At 70.2% G+C, this 14,150-nt stretch carries 12 protein-coding genes; 3 read left to right on the top strand and 9 right to left on the bottom strand.

Features of this window, described 5'->3' with window-relative positions:
* Positions 1-130 precede the first annotated feature (130 nt).
* Entirely contained in the window at positions 131-2,110 is a 1,980-nt protein-coding gene (locus tag JOY88_RS10565) for an alpha/beta hydrolase family protein (RefSeq protein ID WP_293502247.1), read from the bottom strand.
* A gap of 72 nt (positions 2,111-2,182) precedes the next feature.
* Between JOY88_RS10565 and uvrA the strand changes: the two genes are divergently transcribed.
* Positions 2,183-5,077 carry an excinuclease ABC subunit UvrA gene (uvrA, locus tag JOY88_RS10560; protein WP_293502246.1) on the top strand — a complete coding sequence of 965 codons (2,895 nt, stop codon included), beginning with the start codon at positions 2,183-2,185 and terminating at the stop codon, positions 5,075-5,077.
* Positions 5,078-5,143: 66 nt separating this feature from the next.
* Here uvrA and JOY88_RS10555 read toward each other — a convergent pair whose 3' ends face one another.
* Positions 5,144-5,938, bottom strand: coding sequence for an MHFG family PEP-CTERM protein (locus tag JOY88_RS10555; RefSeq protein WP_293502245.1), 795 nt, complete (start codon positions 5,936-5,938; stop codon positions 5,144-5,146).
* A 221-nt stretch (positions 5,939-6,159) separates the two neighbouring features.
* Here JOY88_RS10555 and JOY88_RS10550 point away from each other — a divergent pair, with 221 nt between their 5' ends.
* The gene (locus JOY88_RS10550) at positions 6,160-6,552 is read left to right on the top strand and encodes a response regulator (RefSeq protein ID WP_293502244.1); all 393 of its coding nucleotides are present in this window, start codon (positions 6,160-6,162) and stop codon (positions 6,550-6,552) included.
* Positions 6,553-6,637: 85 nt separating this feature from the next.
* On the opposite strand, the gene JOY88_RS10545 is transcribed toward JOY88_RS10550, so the two are convergent.
* The 6 genes from JOY88_RS10545 to JOY88_RS10520 form a co-directional block, all read right to left on the bottom strand.
* A complete protein-coding gene (locus JOY88_RS10545) occupies positions 6,638-7,060 on the bottom strand; it encodes an SWIB/MDM2 domain-containing protein (protein WP_293502243.1) in 423 nt (140 codons plus the stop codon).
* Between the two features lie 301 nt (positions 7,061-7,361).
* Positions 7,362-7,907 (bottom strand): cytochrome b/b6 domain-containing protein, encoded by a 546-nt coding sequence (locus tag JOY88_RS10540; RefSeq protein WP_293502242.1) that lies wholly within the window; start codon positions 7,905-7,907, stop codon positions 7,362-7,364.
* 9 nt (positions 7,908-7,916) lie between these two features.
* Complete coding sequence (locus tag JOY88_RS10535) at positions 7,917-8,204, bottom strand: PepSY domain-containing protein (RefSeq protein WP_293502241.1); 288 nt, start codon at positions 8,202-8,204, stop codon at positions 7,917-7,919.
* A gap of 35 nt (positions 8,205-8,239) precedes the next feature.
* Positions 8,240-8,926 carry a Fe2+-dependent dioxygenase gene (locus tag JOY88_RS10530; RefSeq protein ID WP_293502240.1) on the bottom strand — a complete coding sequence of 229 codons (687 nt, stop codon included), beginning with the start codon at positions 8,924-8,926 and terminating at the stop codon, positions 8,240-8,242.
* 17 nt (positions 8,927-8,943) lie between these two features.
* Entirely contained in the window at positions 8,944-11,202 is a 2,259-nt protein-coding gene (locus JOY88_RS10525; protein ID WP_293502239.1) for a TonB-dependent receptor, read from the bottom strand.
* A gap of 94 nt (positions 11,203-11,296) precedes the next feature.
* Positions 11,297-12,046, bottom strand: a complete 750-nt coding sequence (locus JOY88_RS10520) for an energy transducer TonB (protein WP_293502238.1) — start codon at positions 12,044-12,046, stop codon at positions 11,297-11,299.
* Positions 12,047-12,168: 122 nt separating this feature from the next.
* Between JOY88_RS10520 and JOY88_RS10515 the strand changes: the two genes are divergently transcribed.
* Positions 12,169-12,525: a phage holin family protein gene (locus tag JOY88_RS10515; protein ID WP_293502237.1), complete on the top strand. Its 357-nt coding sequence runs from the start codon at positions 12,169-12,171 to the stop codon at positions 12,523-12,525.
* A gap of 9 nt (positions 12,526-12,534) precedes the next feature.
* Here JOY88_RS10515 and JOY88_RS10510 read toward each other — a convergent pair whose 3' ends face one another.
* Entirely contained in the window at positions 12,535-14,136 is a 1,602-nt protein-coding gene (locus JOY88_RS10510; RefSeq protein ID WP_293502236.1) for a M48 family metalloprotease, read from the bottom strand.
* Between the last annotated feature and the right edge of the window lie 14 nt (positions 14,137-14,150).

Raw genomic sequence — 14,150 nt, 5'->3', positions numbered from 1 at the left:
CTTCCTTGTGCGGCACGGCGGGATTGCGGTGTCGATGCAGGCAGTTTCGTCACCGCGGCCGTGCGCCGCCATGGCGCTGCGATGAAGCGTCAGACATGGGGCGCGAGCTGCAGGCGGCCGGGATGAACGGTCAGTTCTTGGTGCCGAGATGCCGGGCCAGGAAGCGCTCGACGCGGCCCCAGAAATCCTCGTTGGTCTTCAGGTTGAACCAGCCATGGCCTTCGTCGGCATAGACCACCCATTCCAGCGGCTGGTCGGCGCGCAGCGCGGCCTTCATGTCGGTGCCATGCTTCAGCGGCACGCGGTAGTCCTCGCCGCCGTAGGCCATCAGCAGCGGCATGCGGATCTCGCCGGCGCGCGCCAGCGGCGAGGTTTTGCGCATCTGCTCGGCGTCGGTGTCCGGGTCGGCCACGAGGCGCTTCATGCCGTACTGCTTCCATTCTTCGGAGAAGTCGCTCCAGTGGATGCTGCTCATCAGCCCGATGTCGGTGACGCCGACCCAGTTGACGGCGCATCTGAAGACATCCTGCTGCGTGACGGCCGCCATCATGGCCGCGTAGCCGCCGTAGCTGGCGCCCATGATGCAGGCGCGTCTGGGGTCGGCCCAGCCCCGCTTCACGGCCCAGGCCAGCGTGTCGGCGAGGTCGTCCTGCATGGCCAGGCCCCACTGCTTCCAGCCGGCCCGGAAATGCTTGAAGCCGTAGCCGGTGCTGCCGCGGAATTCGGGCTCCAGCACCAGGTAGCCGCGGCTGGCGAGGAACTGCGCATCGGGCGACCAGGGCCAGTGGGTGCCTCGCACATAGGGCCCGCCGTGCACCAGCACGACGGTGGGCGCACGGCCCTTCAGGCCGCCGGCCGGCTGGGTGACTAGCACCGGCAGCTCCAGCCCGTCGCGGGCGGGGACGCGGTGGTAGTCGCGCTGGCCCATGGCGGTGATGGGCAGGTCGGGACGGGTGCCGGCCAGCGGTTGCAGCTCCTTCCCGGCCGTCTGGTACAGGAAGTACAGCGGCGGCCGTGCGTCCGACAGCGAGGTGATGACGAAGTGGCTGGCCCCCACGCAGCGCAGGCACTCGATCAGGTTGACGCTGCCTGGCAGGCGGGCGTCGATGTCGGCCTGGTGTGCCTGCATCGTCTTGTCCAGCCAGACGATGCCGGGGGCGTCGGTCTCGAAGCGCACGCCCAGCAGCCGGCCGCTGCCGGGCTCGGAGATGAGGCGGCCCGTGAAGTCGTAGCCCGGCGTGGAGATCAACGGCTCGCCCACGGCGCGGCCGTCAGGGTCGAGGCGGAAGACGGCGTCGTAGCCGGCGTAGCCCTGCTCGCCCAGCATCAGGCCGTCCGGCCCCCACCAGATCGGCCAGGGGTGCTTGCGCGCCTGGGGATCGTCGTCGTACCAGGGCTGCCAGCGGCCCGCCTCGTCGCGGCGGAACAGCCGGCTGCGGCCCTGGCTCAGGGTCTCGATGAGGCGCGGGTCGCCGCGCCAGTCGAGCAGCCATTGCCGGCTATGGTCGGGGATGCCTTCGCTGAGCGAGCGCGTGAGCCCGGTCCGGGTGTCCAGCCGTGCAAGCTGCACACCTGTTGCGGTGCCTTCGCTCAGCCACGGCCGGCGCAGGACGATCACGTCGCCGCCGTCAAGCTGGGGTGGCACGCTGTGCAGTACCCAGTTGGCGTCCAGCCGGCGGTCGGCGATCAGCGTGGCCGTCGTGATGAAGGGCTTGTCGGTCTTGATCAGCTGGCGGAAGTTGCTGCCGTCGCGGTCCACCGCCCACAGGCCCTGGCCATTGACCCGCGTCGTGCCGTCGGGGGAGTCGGACACGTCGAACACCAGCCGGTCCTCGCTGATCCAGTGCTGGTTCGAGATGTCTGCGTCGTTGAAGCCGGCGACGAACTTCGGCGACTGCAGGTCCTGCAGGTCCAGCACGGCCAGCCAGAGGCGGTCGCCCTTGCCGGCGGCCTGCACGGCCAGGTAGCGGCCGCTCGGGCTGAGCTTGGGCGCCCGCACCGCGGCGCGCTTGAAGAAGGCGGCAGCGGGTGGTGGCTCGACCGCGCCGGCCCCGGCGGGGGCCAGCGTGGCGGTCACTGCGAGCAGGGCGGCAGCCAGATGGTTCTTCATGTTGGCCTTGCTGTCGTTTGGAGCGATGGATTGTGGCGGCCTATCATGGCCGGTTCGCTTGTGAAAACTGCCATGGCTCTCCCGGATCTGCCCGAGTCGAAATTCATTCGCGTGCGCGGCGCGCGCACCCATAACCTCAAGAACATCGACGTCGACCTGCCGCGGCATGCGCTGGTCGTCATCACCGGGCTGTCCGGCTCCGGTAAGTCCTCGCTGGCCTTCGACACGCTGTACGCGGAGGGCCAGCGGCGCTATGTGGAAAGCCTGTCCAGCTACGCGCGGCAGTTCCTGCAGCTGATGGACAAGCCGGACGTGGACGTCATCGAGGGCCTGTCGCCGGCCATCTCCATCGAGCAGAAGGCCACCTCGCACAACCCGCGCTCCACGGTCGGCACGGTCACCGAGATCCACGACTACCTGCGCCTGCTCTATGCCCGCGCCGGCACGCCCTTCTGCCCCGACCATGACCTGCCGCTGGAGGCGCAGTCGGTCAGCCAGATGGTGGACGCCGTGCTGGCCATGCCGGACGAGTCGCGGCTGATGCTGCTGGCGCCCGTCGTGCGCGACCGCAAGGGCGAGTTCGTCGAGCTGTTCCAGGACCTGCAGGCCCAGGGCTATGTGCGCTTCCGCGTCGACGGCGCCACCGTCGAGGCGCCGGACATCCCGGCGCTGAAGAAGGCAGAGAAGCACGACATCGACGTCGTCATCGATCGCATCAAGCTGCGCCACGAAGGGGCGGACGGCCTGCGCCAGCGCCTGGCCGAGAGCTTCGAGGCGGCGCTGCGGCTGGCCGACGGCCGCGCGCTGGTGATGAACATGGACAGCAACGAGACGACGCTGTTCTCAAGCAAGTTCGCCTGCCCGGTCTGCTCCTACTCGCTGCCCGAGCTTGAGCCGAGGCTGTTCTCGTTCAACTCGCCGGTGGGCGCCTGTCCCAGCTGCGAGGGGCTGGGACAGGTCACCGTCTTCGACGCGGACCGCGTCGTCGCCTTCCCGACGCTGTCGCTCGCCAGCGGGGCCGTCAAGGGTTGGGACCGTCGCAACCCCTACACCTTCTCGATGCTGGAGTCGGTCGCGGCCCACTACCAGTTCGACGTGGAGGCGCCCTGGGAGACGCTGCCGGCCCAGGCACGGGACGTGCTGCTGCACGGCTCTGGGCAGGAGGACATCGGCTTCGTCTACCAGGCCGAGACGGCCAGCGGCAAGAAGCGCTCGGTGAAGCGCAGCCACCCGTTCGAGGGCATCCTGCCCAACCTGCAGCGGCGCTACAAGGAGACCGACTCGGCCGCCGTGCGCGAGGACCTGGCCCGCTACATGGCCGCCAAGCCCTGCCCGGCCTGCGAGGGCTCGCGGCTGCGGCGCGAGGCGCGCAACGTCGTGCTGCAGCCCGCCGACGCGCCCGACGGCCAGCGCGGCCGGCCCATCTACGAGGTCGAGCATTCGACGCTGCGCGAGTGCCTGGACTATTTCGAAGGGCTCAGGCTCAAGGGCAACAAGGCCGAGATCGGCGACAAGGTCATCCGCGAGATCGCGTCGCGGCTGCGCTTCCTGAACGACGTGGGCCTGAACTACCTGAGCCTGGACCGTAGCGCCGACACGCTCTCCGGCGGCGAGGCCCAGCGCATCCGCCTCGCGTCGCAGATCGGCTCGGGCCTGACCGGCGTCATGTATGTGCTGGACGAGCCCAGCATCGGCCTGCACCAACGCGACAACGACCGCCTCATCGCGACGCTGCGGCGGCTGCGCGACCTGGGCAACTCGGTGCTGGTGGTGGAGCATGACGAGGACGCCATCCGCGCCGCCGACTGGGTGCTGGACCTCGGCCCCGGCGCAGGCGCGCACGGCGGCCGCGTGATGGCCCAGGGCACGCCCGCGCAGGTGGCGGCCGATCCGAACTCGCTGACAGGCCGCTACCTCAGTGGCGTGGCACGCATCGAGGTGCCCGCCAGGCGCCACCAGCCGGCCGCCGACCAGCAGCTGCGCATCGTCAACGCGCGCGGCAACAACCTCAAGGGCGTGACGGTGGAGCTCCCGGTGGGCCTCTTCACCTGCGTGACCGGCGTGTCGGGCTCGGGCAAGAGCACGCTGGTCAACGACACGCTCTACGCCGCCGTCGCCAAGAAGCTCTACCAGAGCCATGCGGACCCGGCCGCGCACGACGAGATCGAGGGCCTGGACGCGTTCGACAAGGTCATCAACGTCGACCAGTCGCCCATCGGCCGCACGCCTCGTTCCAACCCGGCCACCTACACCGGCCTGTTCACGCCCATCCGCGAGCTGTTCGCCGAGATGCCGACGGCGCGTGAGCGCGGCTACGGCGCCGGTCGTTTCAGCTTCAACGTGGCCGGCGGTCGCTGCGAGGCCTGCCAGGGCGACGGTGTGCTGAAGGTGGAGATGCACTTCCTGCCCGACGTCTACGTGCCCTGCGATGTCTGCCAGGGCCGGCGCTACAACCGCGAGACGCTGGAGGTGCTCTACAAGGGCAAGAACATCACCCAGGTGCTGGACATGACGGTGGAGGACGCCTTCGAGTTGTTCAACGCCGTGCCGACGCTGGCGCGCAAGCTGCAGACGCTCTTGGACGTGGGCCTGGGCTATGTGAAGCTGGGCCAGAGCGCGACGACGCTGTCCGGCGGCGAGGCGCAGCGCGTCAAGCTGGCGCTGGAGCTCTCCAAGCGCGACACGGGGCGGACGCTCTACATCCTGGACGAGCCGACGACGGGCCTGCACTTCGCCGACATCGCCCTCTTGATGAAGGTCCTGCACCAGCTGCGCGACGCGGGCAACACCATCGTCGTCATCGAGCACAACCTGGACGTCATCAAGACGGCCGACTGGCTGGTCGACATGGGGCCGGAAGGCGGCGCCGGCGGCGGCACGCTGCTGGTGGCCGGCACGCCGGAAGACGTGGCCGCCTGCGAGGCCAGCCACACGGGGCGCTACCTGGCGCCCTTGCTGCGACGCTGACCAGACGGGTCTGGCGCCGGGCCCGGCCCTCGGGGGCCGGCCCGGGGCTGTCCTGGCCGACGGGCCTCAGCGCTTCTGGCGGGCGCGAAACACGACGACCAGCAGGCCCAGGGCGATCATGGCCCAGGTGCCGGGCTCGGGCACGGCCGGGACGCCTTCGCCGGGGCCGGTGGAGTCGGTGGGCGTCACGCGGCCGGGCGGCAGCGCGGGGATGCCCAGGTCGACCAGGCCCGGGCCGCGACCGCCGCCACCGACCGAGGGGGCCGGGCCGCCGGGCAGGATGAAGCCGCCTGTGGCCGGGGCGTCGCTCAGCGCCGGCACGCCGGAGGCGGTGGCGAAGCTCTGCGCGGCCGGGCCGGCCATCGGGCCGGCGGCGGGCGCCTCGAACTCCAGCGGCACCTCCTCGCCCTCGCGGGTCGACGAGGCGACGTTGGAGGCCCCGGTCGCGGCGGGCTTGTCCAGGCGGCGGATGCGGCTGACGTTGCGGCAGACGGTGGGCACCAGGATGCATTGGCCGTCCTCGCAGTAGACGAGGCCGCGCTCCTGCGTCTGCGCCGTCCATTTCGAACGTGTCACCGTGCGGCAGACGGCGCCGGGGCCGAAATGCATGTCGCGGATCTCCGGCGCGTAGTCGGCCTGGCCCTTGATGGCGTCGCGCTCGATGAGGGCGATGTCGTCGTAGCTGCGCGCTTTCATGCGCGCCTTGAGCTTCTCGCGCGTCGCGGCGGGGATGTCCTGATAGCGATCCACGGCCGCGACCACGTCACCCATGAAGGGGTTGACGCCCGGGCGGTCCCAGCTGCACTGGGGCAGCGTGGTGCCGGCGGAAACGGCGAGGGCGAGGGTGGCGATCAACGACATTCGGCGGTCCGGAAAAAAAACGCGCCCGAACCAGGGCGCATGAACTGATTGTTAGGGATGACCAGGGTCTTCACCCGCCCCGCCCCCCGCGAAGCAGGGGTGAGCCGCGGGTGAGAAAAATCACGCAAAAGGCCGAAAACCTTTGTCGCGGCCCGGCACCGGCCGGCCCGGCATTGCTGCTATCGTGCCGACCGCTTCCCGCCGCCGCCCCCGAATCCGCCATGCCCGATCGCGCCCCGCCGCTGGTGCTCTATGTCGAAGACGACCGCATCCACCTCATCCTGATGGAGGAGGTGTTCCGGCTGATGCCGGGCTGGGAGCTGCGCTGCGCCGAGACCGGCGCCGAGGCGCTGGCGGCGCTGGCCGAGAGCCGGCCCAGCCTGGTGCTCGTCGACATGAACCTGCCGGACATGACGGGGCTGGATCTGATCGCCCGGGCGCGCGCCGATGGCAGCCTGGACGCGGCGCTCAGGGACGTGCGCTGGGTGGCGTTGTCGGCCGACGATCCCGGCAGCGTCGTGCGCGCCGCGCGCGAGGCGGGCTTCCACGACTACTGGCTCAAGCCCATCGACGTGCCGCGGCTGCAGGCGGCGCTGCACGAGCTCATGGCCTGAGCGGGCGACGCGCCGCCCGCCGCGGCCGAAAAAAAAGCCCGGCAGTGCCGGGCTTGGTTTCACGGGCCGCTGGCGCGGCGCCGCATCACTTCAGGTGGCTGTTGATCAGCTTGGTCATCTCAAACATGTCGGCCTTGGCCTTGCCGAAGATTTCCTTCAGCTTGGCGTCGGCGTTGATGACGCGCTTCTGCAGCTCGTCCTGCAGCTTGTTCTTCTTGATGTACTCCCAGACCTTCTTGGTCACGTCGGTGCGCGGCAGCGGGGCCGCGCCGACGATGGCCGCGAGGGCGGCGCTGGGGGTCAGTGCCTTCATGAAGGCGGCGTTGGGCGTGCGCTTCTTGGCGGGTGCCGCGGCCTTCTTGGCCGGGGCCGCCTTCTTCGCGGGGGCGGCCTTCTTGGCCGGTGCCGCCGCCTTCTTCGCAGCGGGCGCTGCCGCCTTCTTCGCCGGGGCCTTCTTGGCCGGCGCCGTCGCCTTCTTCGCGGGCGCGGCCTTCTTCGCAGTTGCCATGTCGATTCACTCCATCAAAGGTTGTTGATGTGCCGGGCCTGGGTGAAGGCCGCGTAAGCCTTCAATACTCTCTAGCACCCTGCGGCGGCGATGGTACTGCGCTCCCTAGGGGAAGAGAAGGCTTTCATAGAGGGGATGACCCGCAATAGCCCATGAAATGGGCCCTTTGAGGCCTTGCTTGTCGCGGGGCCGCATCACTCGGGCCTTCTCGCGGCCTGCGTTGAGCGGTGCACCCTCAGGCCCGCAGCCCGTCCCGCGAGGCGCGAGCGGGCCTGCCTGGGGCTGTCCGAGACTGCGGCGCTCAATCGACGTCGCCGCCTGCGGGGCCGCGCTTCATGCCGCTGAGCATCGCGGCGGCGAGGTTCTCGCGATGCCGCCAGCTGGTCGCGACGACGCCGCCCAGATGCGCACCGACCAGGGCCGCAATGAGCCAGCCCAGGGCCGCGTGCAGCTGCTCGAGCCATGCATAACCCCAGAGCCATTCGGTCGTGTAGAGCCAGCCGGTGGCGGCCACGGCGGCCGCGCACAGCCACAGCGTCAGCGCCATCCAGCCGCCCAGCGGGTTGTGGCCGATGTAGCGCGGCTCGTGGCCGGCACGCAGCGCGCGCGCATAGGCCAGCACCGCGCGCGGCCCGCGCAGGAACTGCGCGAGGCGCGCATGGCGGCTGCCGGCGAAGCCCCAGGCCAGGCGCATCGCGACGGCCGCGAGCGCGACATAGCCGGCGGTGTGGTGCACCGCGTCGAAGTCGCCGGGCGGCCAGTGACCGCTGATCCAGGCCGTCGCGACGGCGCCGGCCAGCGTCCAGTGCAGCGTGCGGACGATGCGGTCCCAGACGCGGATGCGCATGCCGCTGGCTTACTTCTTCTCGGCCGGCGACTCGCCCTCGGGATGGACGCGCTCGAAGGTCTTGGGGTTGAAGAAGGCCTCGGCCTTCTTGCCCTGGCCGTCGAAGCCGTAGACCTCGTAGCAGCCGTTGAAGTTCTTCACCTGGCGCACCTTCCAGCCCTCGCCCTCGAGCTTCTTCTGCAGCTCCATCTGCGGCCTCTTCTCTTCCTTGGGCATGGCGGGGCAGGAGACGTTGCCGTGGGCGAAGGCGGCGGTGACGCCGAGGGCAAGCAGGGCGCCGGCGATGAGACGTTGCATGGTGTTCTCCTTGGGGGTGAATGAAAGTGAAAGGATCAGCAATCCAGCCACATGCGCAGCAGGTTGTGATACGTGCCGGTCAGGCCGATGACGGCGGGGTCGCCCTCGCCAAGCCGGCTGCGCAGGCTCATCAAATGGGCGTCCATGTCGAACAGCAGCCGGCGGTGTTCGGCGCTGCGCACCATGCTCTGCACCCAGAAGTAGCTGGCCAGGCGGTGGCCGCGCGTGACCGGCTCGACGCGGTGCACGCTGTGGCCGGGATAGAGGATGAGGTCGCCGGCCGGCAGCTTGACGCGCTGCTGGCCGAAGGTGTCCTCCATCGTCAGCTCGCCGCCCTCGTACTCGCCGGGGTCGGCGAGGAAGAGGGTGCAGGACACGTCGGTGCGCACGCGCCCCTGGCCATCGCGCAGATAGCGCACGGCGCTGTCCACATGGTTGCCGAAGCTGTTTGCCGTGCCGCCGTAGCGGTTGAACAGCGGCGGCGAGATCACCTTGGGCAGCGCGGCCGAGAAGAACAGCGGATGGCGCTGCAGCGCCGGCAGCACCAGCGCCTGCAGCTGCAGCGTCGCCTCGCAGGTCTCGGGCAGCTGCTGGTTGTTCTTGGCCACCGCCGACTGGGAGCCGGCCGTCATGCGGCCGTCGCCCCAGGGCGCCTTGGCCAGGATGGCCCGGGCCCGGCGCAGTTCGTCGGGCGTGAGGACTTGCGGAACGTGCAGCAGCATGGCGTTGCTCCCCGGGCCTAGAAGCGCATGCCCAGCGTGGTCTTCAGCGTGCGGCCCTCGCCCGGCGTGTAGAAGCCGGGGTAGAGCTGGTCGCCGTAGAGCTTGTTGCCCAGGTTGTTGATGTTGAACTGCAGGAAGAGGTCGGCGTTGAGGGCGTACTCGGCCATCGTGTCATAAGCCACGTAGCCCGGCGCCCTGGCGGTCTTGGACGCCGCCGCGGTGCCGCCCAGCAGCGGATGGTTGACCGACGCGCCGCGCGCGCCGGCGGCGATGCGCAGCTTGGGCGTGAACTGGTAGCTCAGCCAGGCCGCCCCGGTGTGCTTGGGCGACAGGCCCACCGGCGCGCCGACCAGCGTCGTGTAGCCGCCGGTCGGCGTGACGGCGGTGCCGACCTTGTCGATGACGGCCTTGTGCAGGTAGGAGTAGGAGAGGTAGATCTCCAGCTCCGGCGTGATGCGGCCGACGACGTCGAACTCCAGGCCCTGCGAGTGGCGCTTGCCGCTCAGCACGGGGTAGGTGCCGGCGAAGTCCGAGTCGGTCGTGCGCTCGTTGTACTTCTCGGTGCGGAACAGCGCGGCGCGCGTCGAGAGCCGGCCGTCCAGCCAGTCCAGCTTGGCACCCAGCTCGATGTTGCGGCTCTTCTCCGCCGGCACGTCGGCGGTCTGCTGCGTCGTGTACTGGTAGGTGTCGGCCGAGGTGTTGAAGGACGTGCCCCAGGACAGGTGGTAGGACTGGCTCGCCGTGGGCTGGAACAGCAGGCCGGCGCGCCCGCTCCACAACGACGGGTAGGACAGCCGGCTGGGCGTGCTGCCATTGGACTGGTCGGTGCCGCTGTTGGCGTAGGTCACGTTGGTCATGTCGGCCTTGACGCGGTCCCAGCGCAGCCCGCCCAGCAGCTTCCACTGCGGCGTCAGCGCGACCAGATCCTGCGCGTAGGCACCGAAGGACTGGCCGGCGTAGTCGCTGGTCTTGCGGTAGACCGGCAGCGCCGCGGTGACGCGGCCGTTGTTGGGCTGGCCCACGACGACCGTGCCCTTGTTGTAGTTGGTACCCACCGTGCCCCAGGCGCCGAAGCGGTTGGCGCGCTCGTCGGCGAAGTCCACGCCGGCCAGCACCTCGTGGCGCAGGCCCAGGCCTTGGAACGTGTTGCTGTAGTCGCTCTGGACGTAGCTGCCGTCGATGTCGTCCTTGCGCGGCGACAGGCCCAGCGTCGAGAGCACCGTCGTCGGGCTGAGCGCGGCCGCCGTCATGCCGGTCGGGAACACGGCCGTGGTGCCCCAGGAGTCGCGCTTGTAGTTGCCCTTGCGGAACTGCGTGCGCAGCTCGCCGCCGCCGTTGAAGCGGTGCGTCCAGGAGCCGGTGCCGTAGAAGGCGCGGCCGCGCAGATAGTCGCTGGCGGTGCCGTAGAAGTTGCCCGGGTCTATCGCCGCCGCCACGCTGCCGTCGAGATAGCGCAGGCTGGACATGGGCCGGTTGTCCACGTCCAGGTAGAACAGTCCCAGCGTGAACTGGTCGTCGCTGTCCATGCCCCAGCTGATGGTGGGCGCGATGCCGCGCTTGTCGATGCGCGCGCCGCCGTTGTCGGCGGCGTTGAACATGGCGTTGATGCGCACGGCGGCGTCCTCACCCAGGCGCTTGTTGAAGTCGACCGTGCTGCGCAGCGCCTCGCCGGAACCCAGCGTGGTCACCACCTCGGTGAGGTCGACCAGCTGCGGCTTCTTGTTGACCTGGTTGATGACGCCGCCCGTGGAGCCGCGGCCGAACAGCATGGAGGCCGAGCCGCGCATCACCTCGATGCGGTCGTAGTTGAAGCTGTCGCGGTCGTACTGCGAGGGGTCCTTCATGCCGTCGATCAGCAGGTCGCCGGTCGTCGCCACGGGGAAGCCGCGCATGCGGATGTCCTGGTCGGTGCCGTTCTCGGTCGCGGCGAACGTGATGCCGGCCGTGTAATGCAGCGCCTGCTTGAGCGTCTCCAGCTTGGCGTCGTCGATCAGCTTCTCGGTCAGCACGGTGACGGACTGCGGGATGTCGCGGATGTCCTGCTTGCCCTTGCCGATGCGGGTCTCGGTGGTCTGGTAGTCGTCCTTGCCCTGCGCCTCGGCGCTGGCCCTGGCGCGCACCGTGGGCAGCACGCTCTCTTCCTTGGCGGGTGGCTGCTGTGCGGGGGCGGTCTGCGCCAGCGCGGCCGCGGCGAAGCCGAAGCCGGCGGCCAGCGCGCCCAGGGGCAGCAGGGCCGGGGCCGTCAGCTGAAGGGATTTCTTGTTCTTGCGGGACATGGATTACTCCGATGGATCGTGAATGGGCATGGCTTTGCCCACGACGGCGTCCGGCGCGTCCACGGCATGGCTACTCGGGGGAAAGGGCGGGGGGTCAGCGGTCGACTTCGTAGGACATCGGCGCGATGACCTCCCACTCGACGGGCTGGCCGTTTTCCATGTACGGCGCGAAGCGGGCGCTGCGCATGTCCAGCAGCGCCTGCTCGTCCAGCCGGGCGAAGCCGGAGGATTTCGCCAGCGTGATCTCGCGCGGCTGGCCGCGCGCGTCGACGACGACGCGCAGGTGCACGACGCCCGATTCGCGCAGGCGCTTGGACATCAGCGGCACCGTCATGCGCGGCTCCCTCAGGTAGCGCACGGCGCTGGCCGGGATCTGCTTGATCCGCGGCGCCGGCGGCGGCGCGACCTGGACGACGGGCGCGGGTGCCGCCTGCACGGGCACGGCGACCACCGGCGGGGGCGGCGGCAGGGCCGCGACGACGGGCGACGGCGCGGGCGCCACGGCGATGGCGATCAGCGGCGGCTCGATCAGCGTCGTGGCCGGGACCTTGAGCTCCGGCATGGCCACAGGAGGCGGAGGCAGCGGCTTGGGTGGCTCGGCCGGTGCGATCAGGCGCACCACCACCGGCGCCACGCGGGCCACCGCGCGGCGCATGTCCTGCATCTGGCTCAGGGCCCAGAAGCCCAGCAGGTGCAGCGCGGCGATGCCCACCAGCAGCAGTCGGCGGCTGCGTGGCGGCTGCGACAGCTCGGCATAGCCGGGCCGCGGCTGCGCCACGTGCGACACGGCCAGCCGGGACGGTGCGGCAACCGCGGTGGGGGCGACAAAGGCGAGCGGCTTCACGGGCAGGGAGGGGGTTCGATTCGGAAAAATCTTAACACGAATGCGAACGATTCCTATTTGAAAGTGCGGAACTGCGGCCGCCATGCGACACCGCGGCGGGCGGCGCCCGATATGCTCGCCCCATGACCAAGGTTCTCGTTCGCTGGCTGTTGCTCGCCGGGGCGCTGCTGCTGGTGGCCCACCTCTACCCGGGCGTCGTCGTCAAGAGCTTCACCTCGGCGCTGATCGCGGCGCTGGTGCTGGGCCTGCTGAACACGCTGCTGCGGCCCATCCTCGTACTGCTGACGCTGCCGGTGACGGTGCTGAGCCTGGGGCTCTTCCTGTTCGTCATCAACGCGCTGATGTTCTGGGCCGCCGCCTCGATGCTGGACGGCCTGGCCGTGACGGGCTTCTGGGCGGCCCTGGTCGGCTCGCTGATCTACAGCCTGTGCGGCATGGTCATCGACACCGTCATCGAGCGCCTGTTCCCGCAGTACTGAGCGAAGGCCTCAGTTCGGCAGTTCGACGTCCGGCGGGATGTAGCGGCCCTTGTACATCTCGGCCAGGATGGACTGGCGCTCGTAGACCAGCGTGCGCAGGCGCGCGTCGATGACCGAGGCCTCGACCTGGTCGGCATCCGGCCCGCGCGACTGGCGCAGGCCCGAGCGCAGGCGGTCGATGGCGCCGTTCAGGTCGCCGGCCGCGGCGCGGGTCTCGGCCTGGGCGCGCACGGCGCGCAGCGGCTGGCCGAGTTTTTCCCAGACCAGCGAGAGCTCATGCCAGGCCAGCGCATCGTGCGGTTCCAGGCTGACATGGGTCTGCAGCGCCTCCGCCGCCTCGCGCAGCGCCGGGCCGGTGGTGGACGCGGGCCCGGACGCGAGCGCCAGGCCCACGCGCTGCAGCAGCATGGGGCGGGACTTCTCGCCCTGCAGCGTGTCCAGCGCGGCGATGCCTTCCATGGGACGACCGCGGGCCTCGGCCAGCTCGGCGCGCAGATAGGTCAGCTGCCGGCGGGCCGCGACGGTCTCGGCGGGGCTGGGGTTGATGAGCTGCAGCGTCACCTCGGCGCTGCGCAGCGAGGCCTCGGCGCGGTCGAAGTTGCGCAGCTTGATGGATGCCAGCGCGGCGGCGTAGCGGGCGCCGAGCTGCTCGTAGCCGCCAGCCTCCTTGATCGTGCGGGCGCCGGCGTCGTAGTTCTCGAGCACCTTCCAGGCGTCCACGCGCGGGTCCATCAGCACGCGCGAGCGGGCGGCCATCAGCGCATGCTCGGCAAGCCCCCGTGGACGCACGAAGGGTTCCAGCGCGAGCTTGGTGCGGGCGTCGCCGATGCGCTCGCTGGTCAGCGGGTGGGAGCGCAGGTAGGGGTAGGCCCCGTTGTCCATCAGGTGGTAGGCCTGCTCCATGCGCTCGAACATGCTGACCATGCCGCTGGGCGCGAAGCCCGCTTCGGTCATCACGTTGAAGCCGACGCGGTCGGCCTCGCGCTCCATGTCGCGCGAGAAGTTCAGCGACAGCTGCGTGGCCGCGGCCTGGCCGCCGACGATGCCGGCATTGGCCATGTCGATGTTGCCGCGCGAGGCGGCCAGGACGCCCAGCAGCAGGCCGGCGATGGCGATCATGCTGTTCTTCGAATCGCCAGCGATGCGGCGCGCGATGTGGCGCTGGGTGATGTGCGACAGCTCGTGGGCCAGCACCGAGGCCAGCTCGTCGCGCGAGCTGGTCATCGCGATCAGGCCCAGGTGGGTGCCGACGAAGCCGCCCGGCAGCGCGAAGGCGTTGACGCTCTTGTCGCGCACCAGGAAGGGCTCCCAGGCGAAGCGGGACTGGGTCTCGTCGCCGATCTGGCCCAGCTTGCGGGCCGCCTTCACGAGCGGGTCCCAGATGCCGTCCAGGTACTCCTGCAGCAGCGGGTCGAGGACGTAGTCGGGGTCGATGCGGATCTGGCGCATGACCTGGTCGCCAAGGCGCCGCTCGGTGCCCACGTCCAGGTCTTGCGAGACCGAGTCGCCGAGGGCCGGCAGGTTGACCTGGGCATTCAGCGGCGCGCCGGGCAGGGCCAGCGTCGCCGCGGCGAGCAGGCTGAGCAGGGGACGGTGCAGGGACTTCTTCATCGGGCAGGGGCGCG

The organism is Roseateles sp., from assembly GCF_019237615.1.
In the GTDB taxonomy this organism is placed as follows: Bacteria; Pseudomonadota; Gammaproteobacteria; order Burkholderiales; family Burkholderiaceae_C; genus Pelomonas.
The sequence above is the reverse complement of the archived record's forward strand: the minus strand, read 5'-3'. Positions and strand labels throughout refer to the sequence as shown.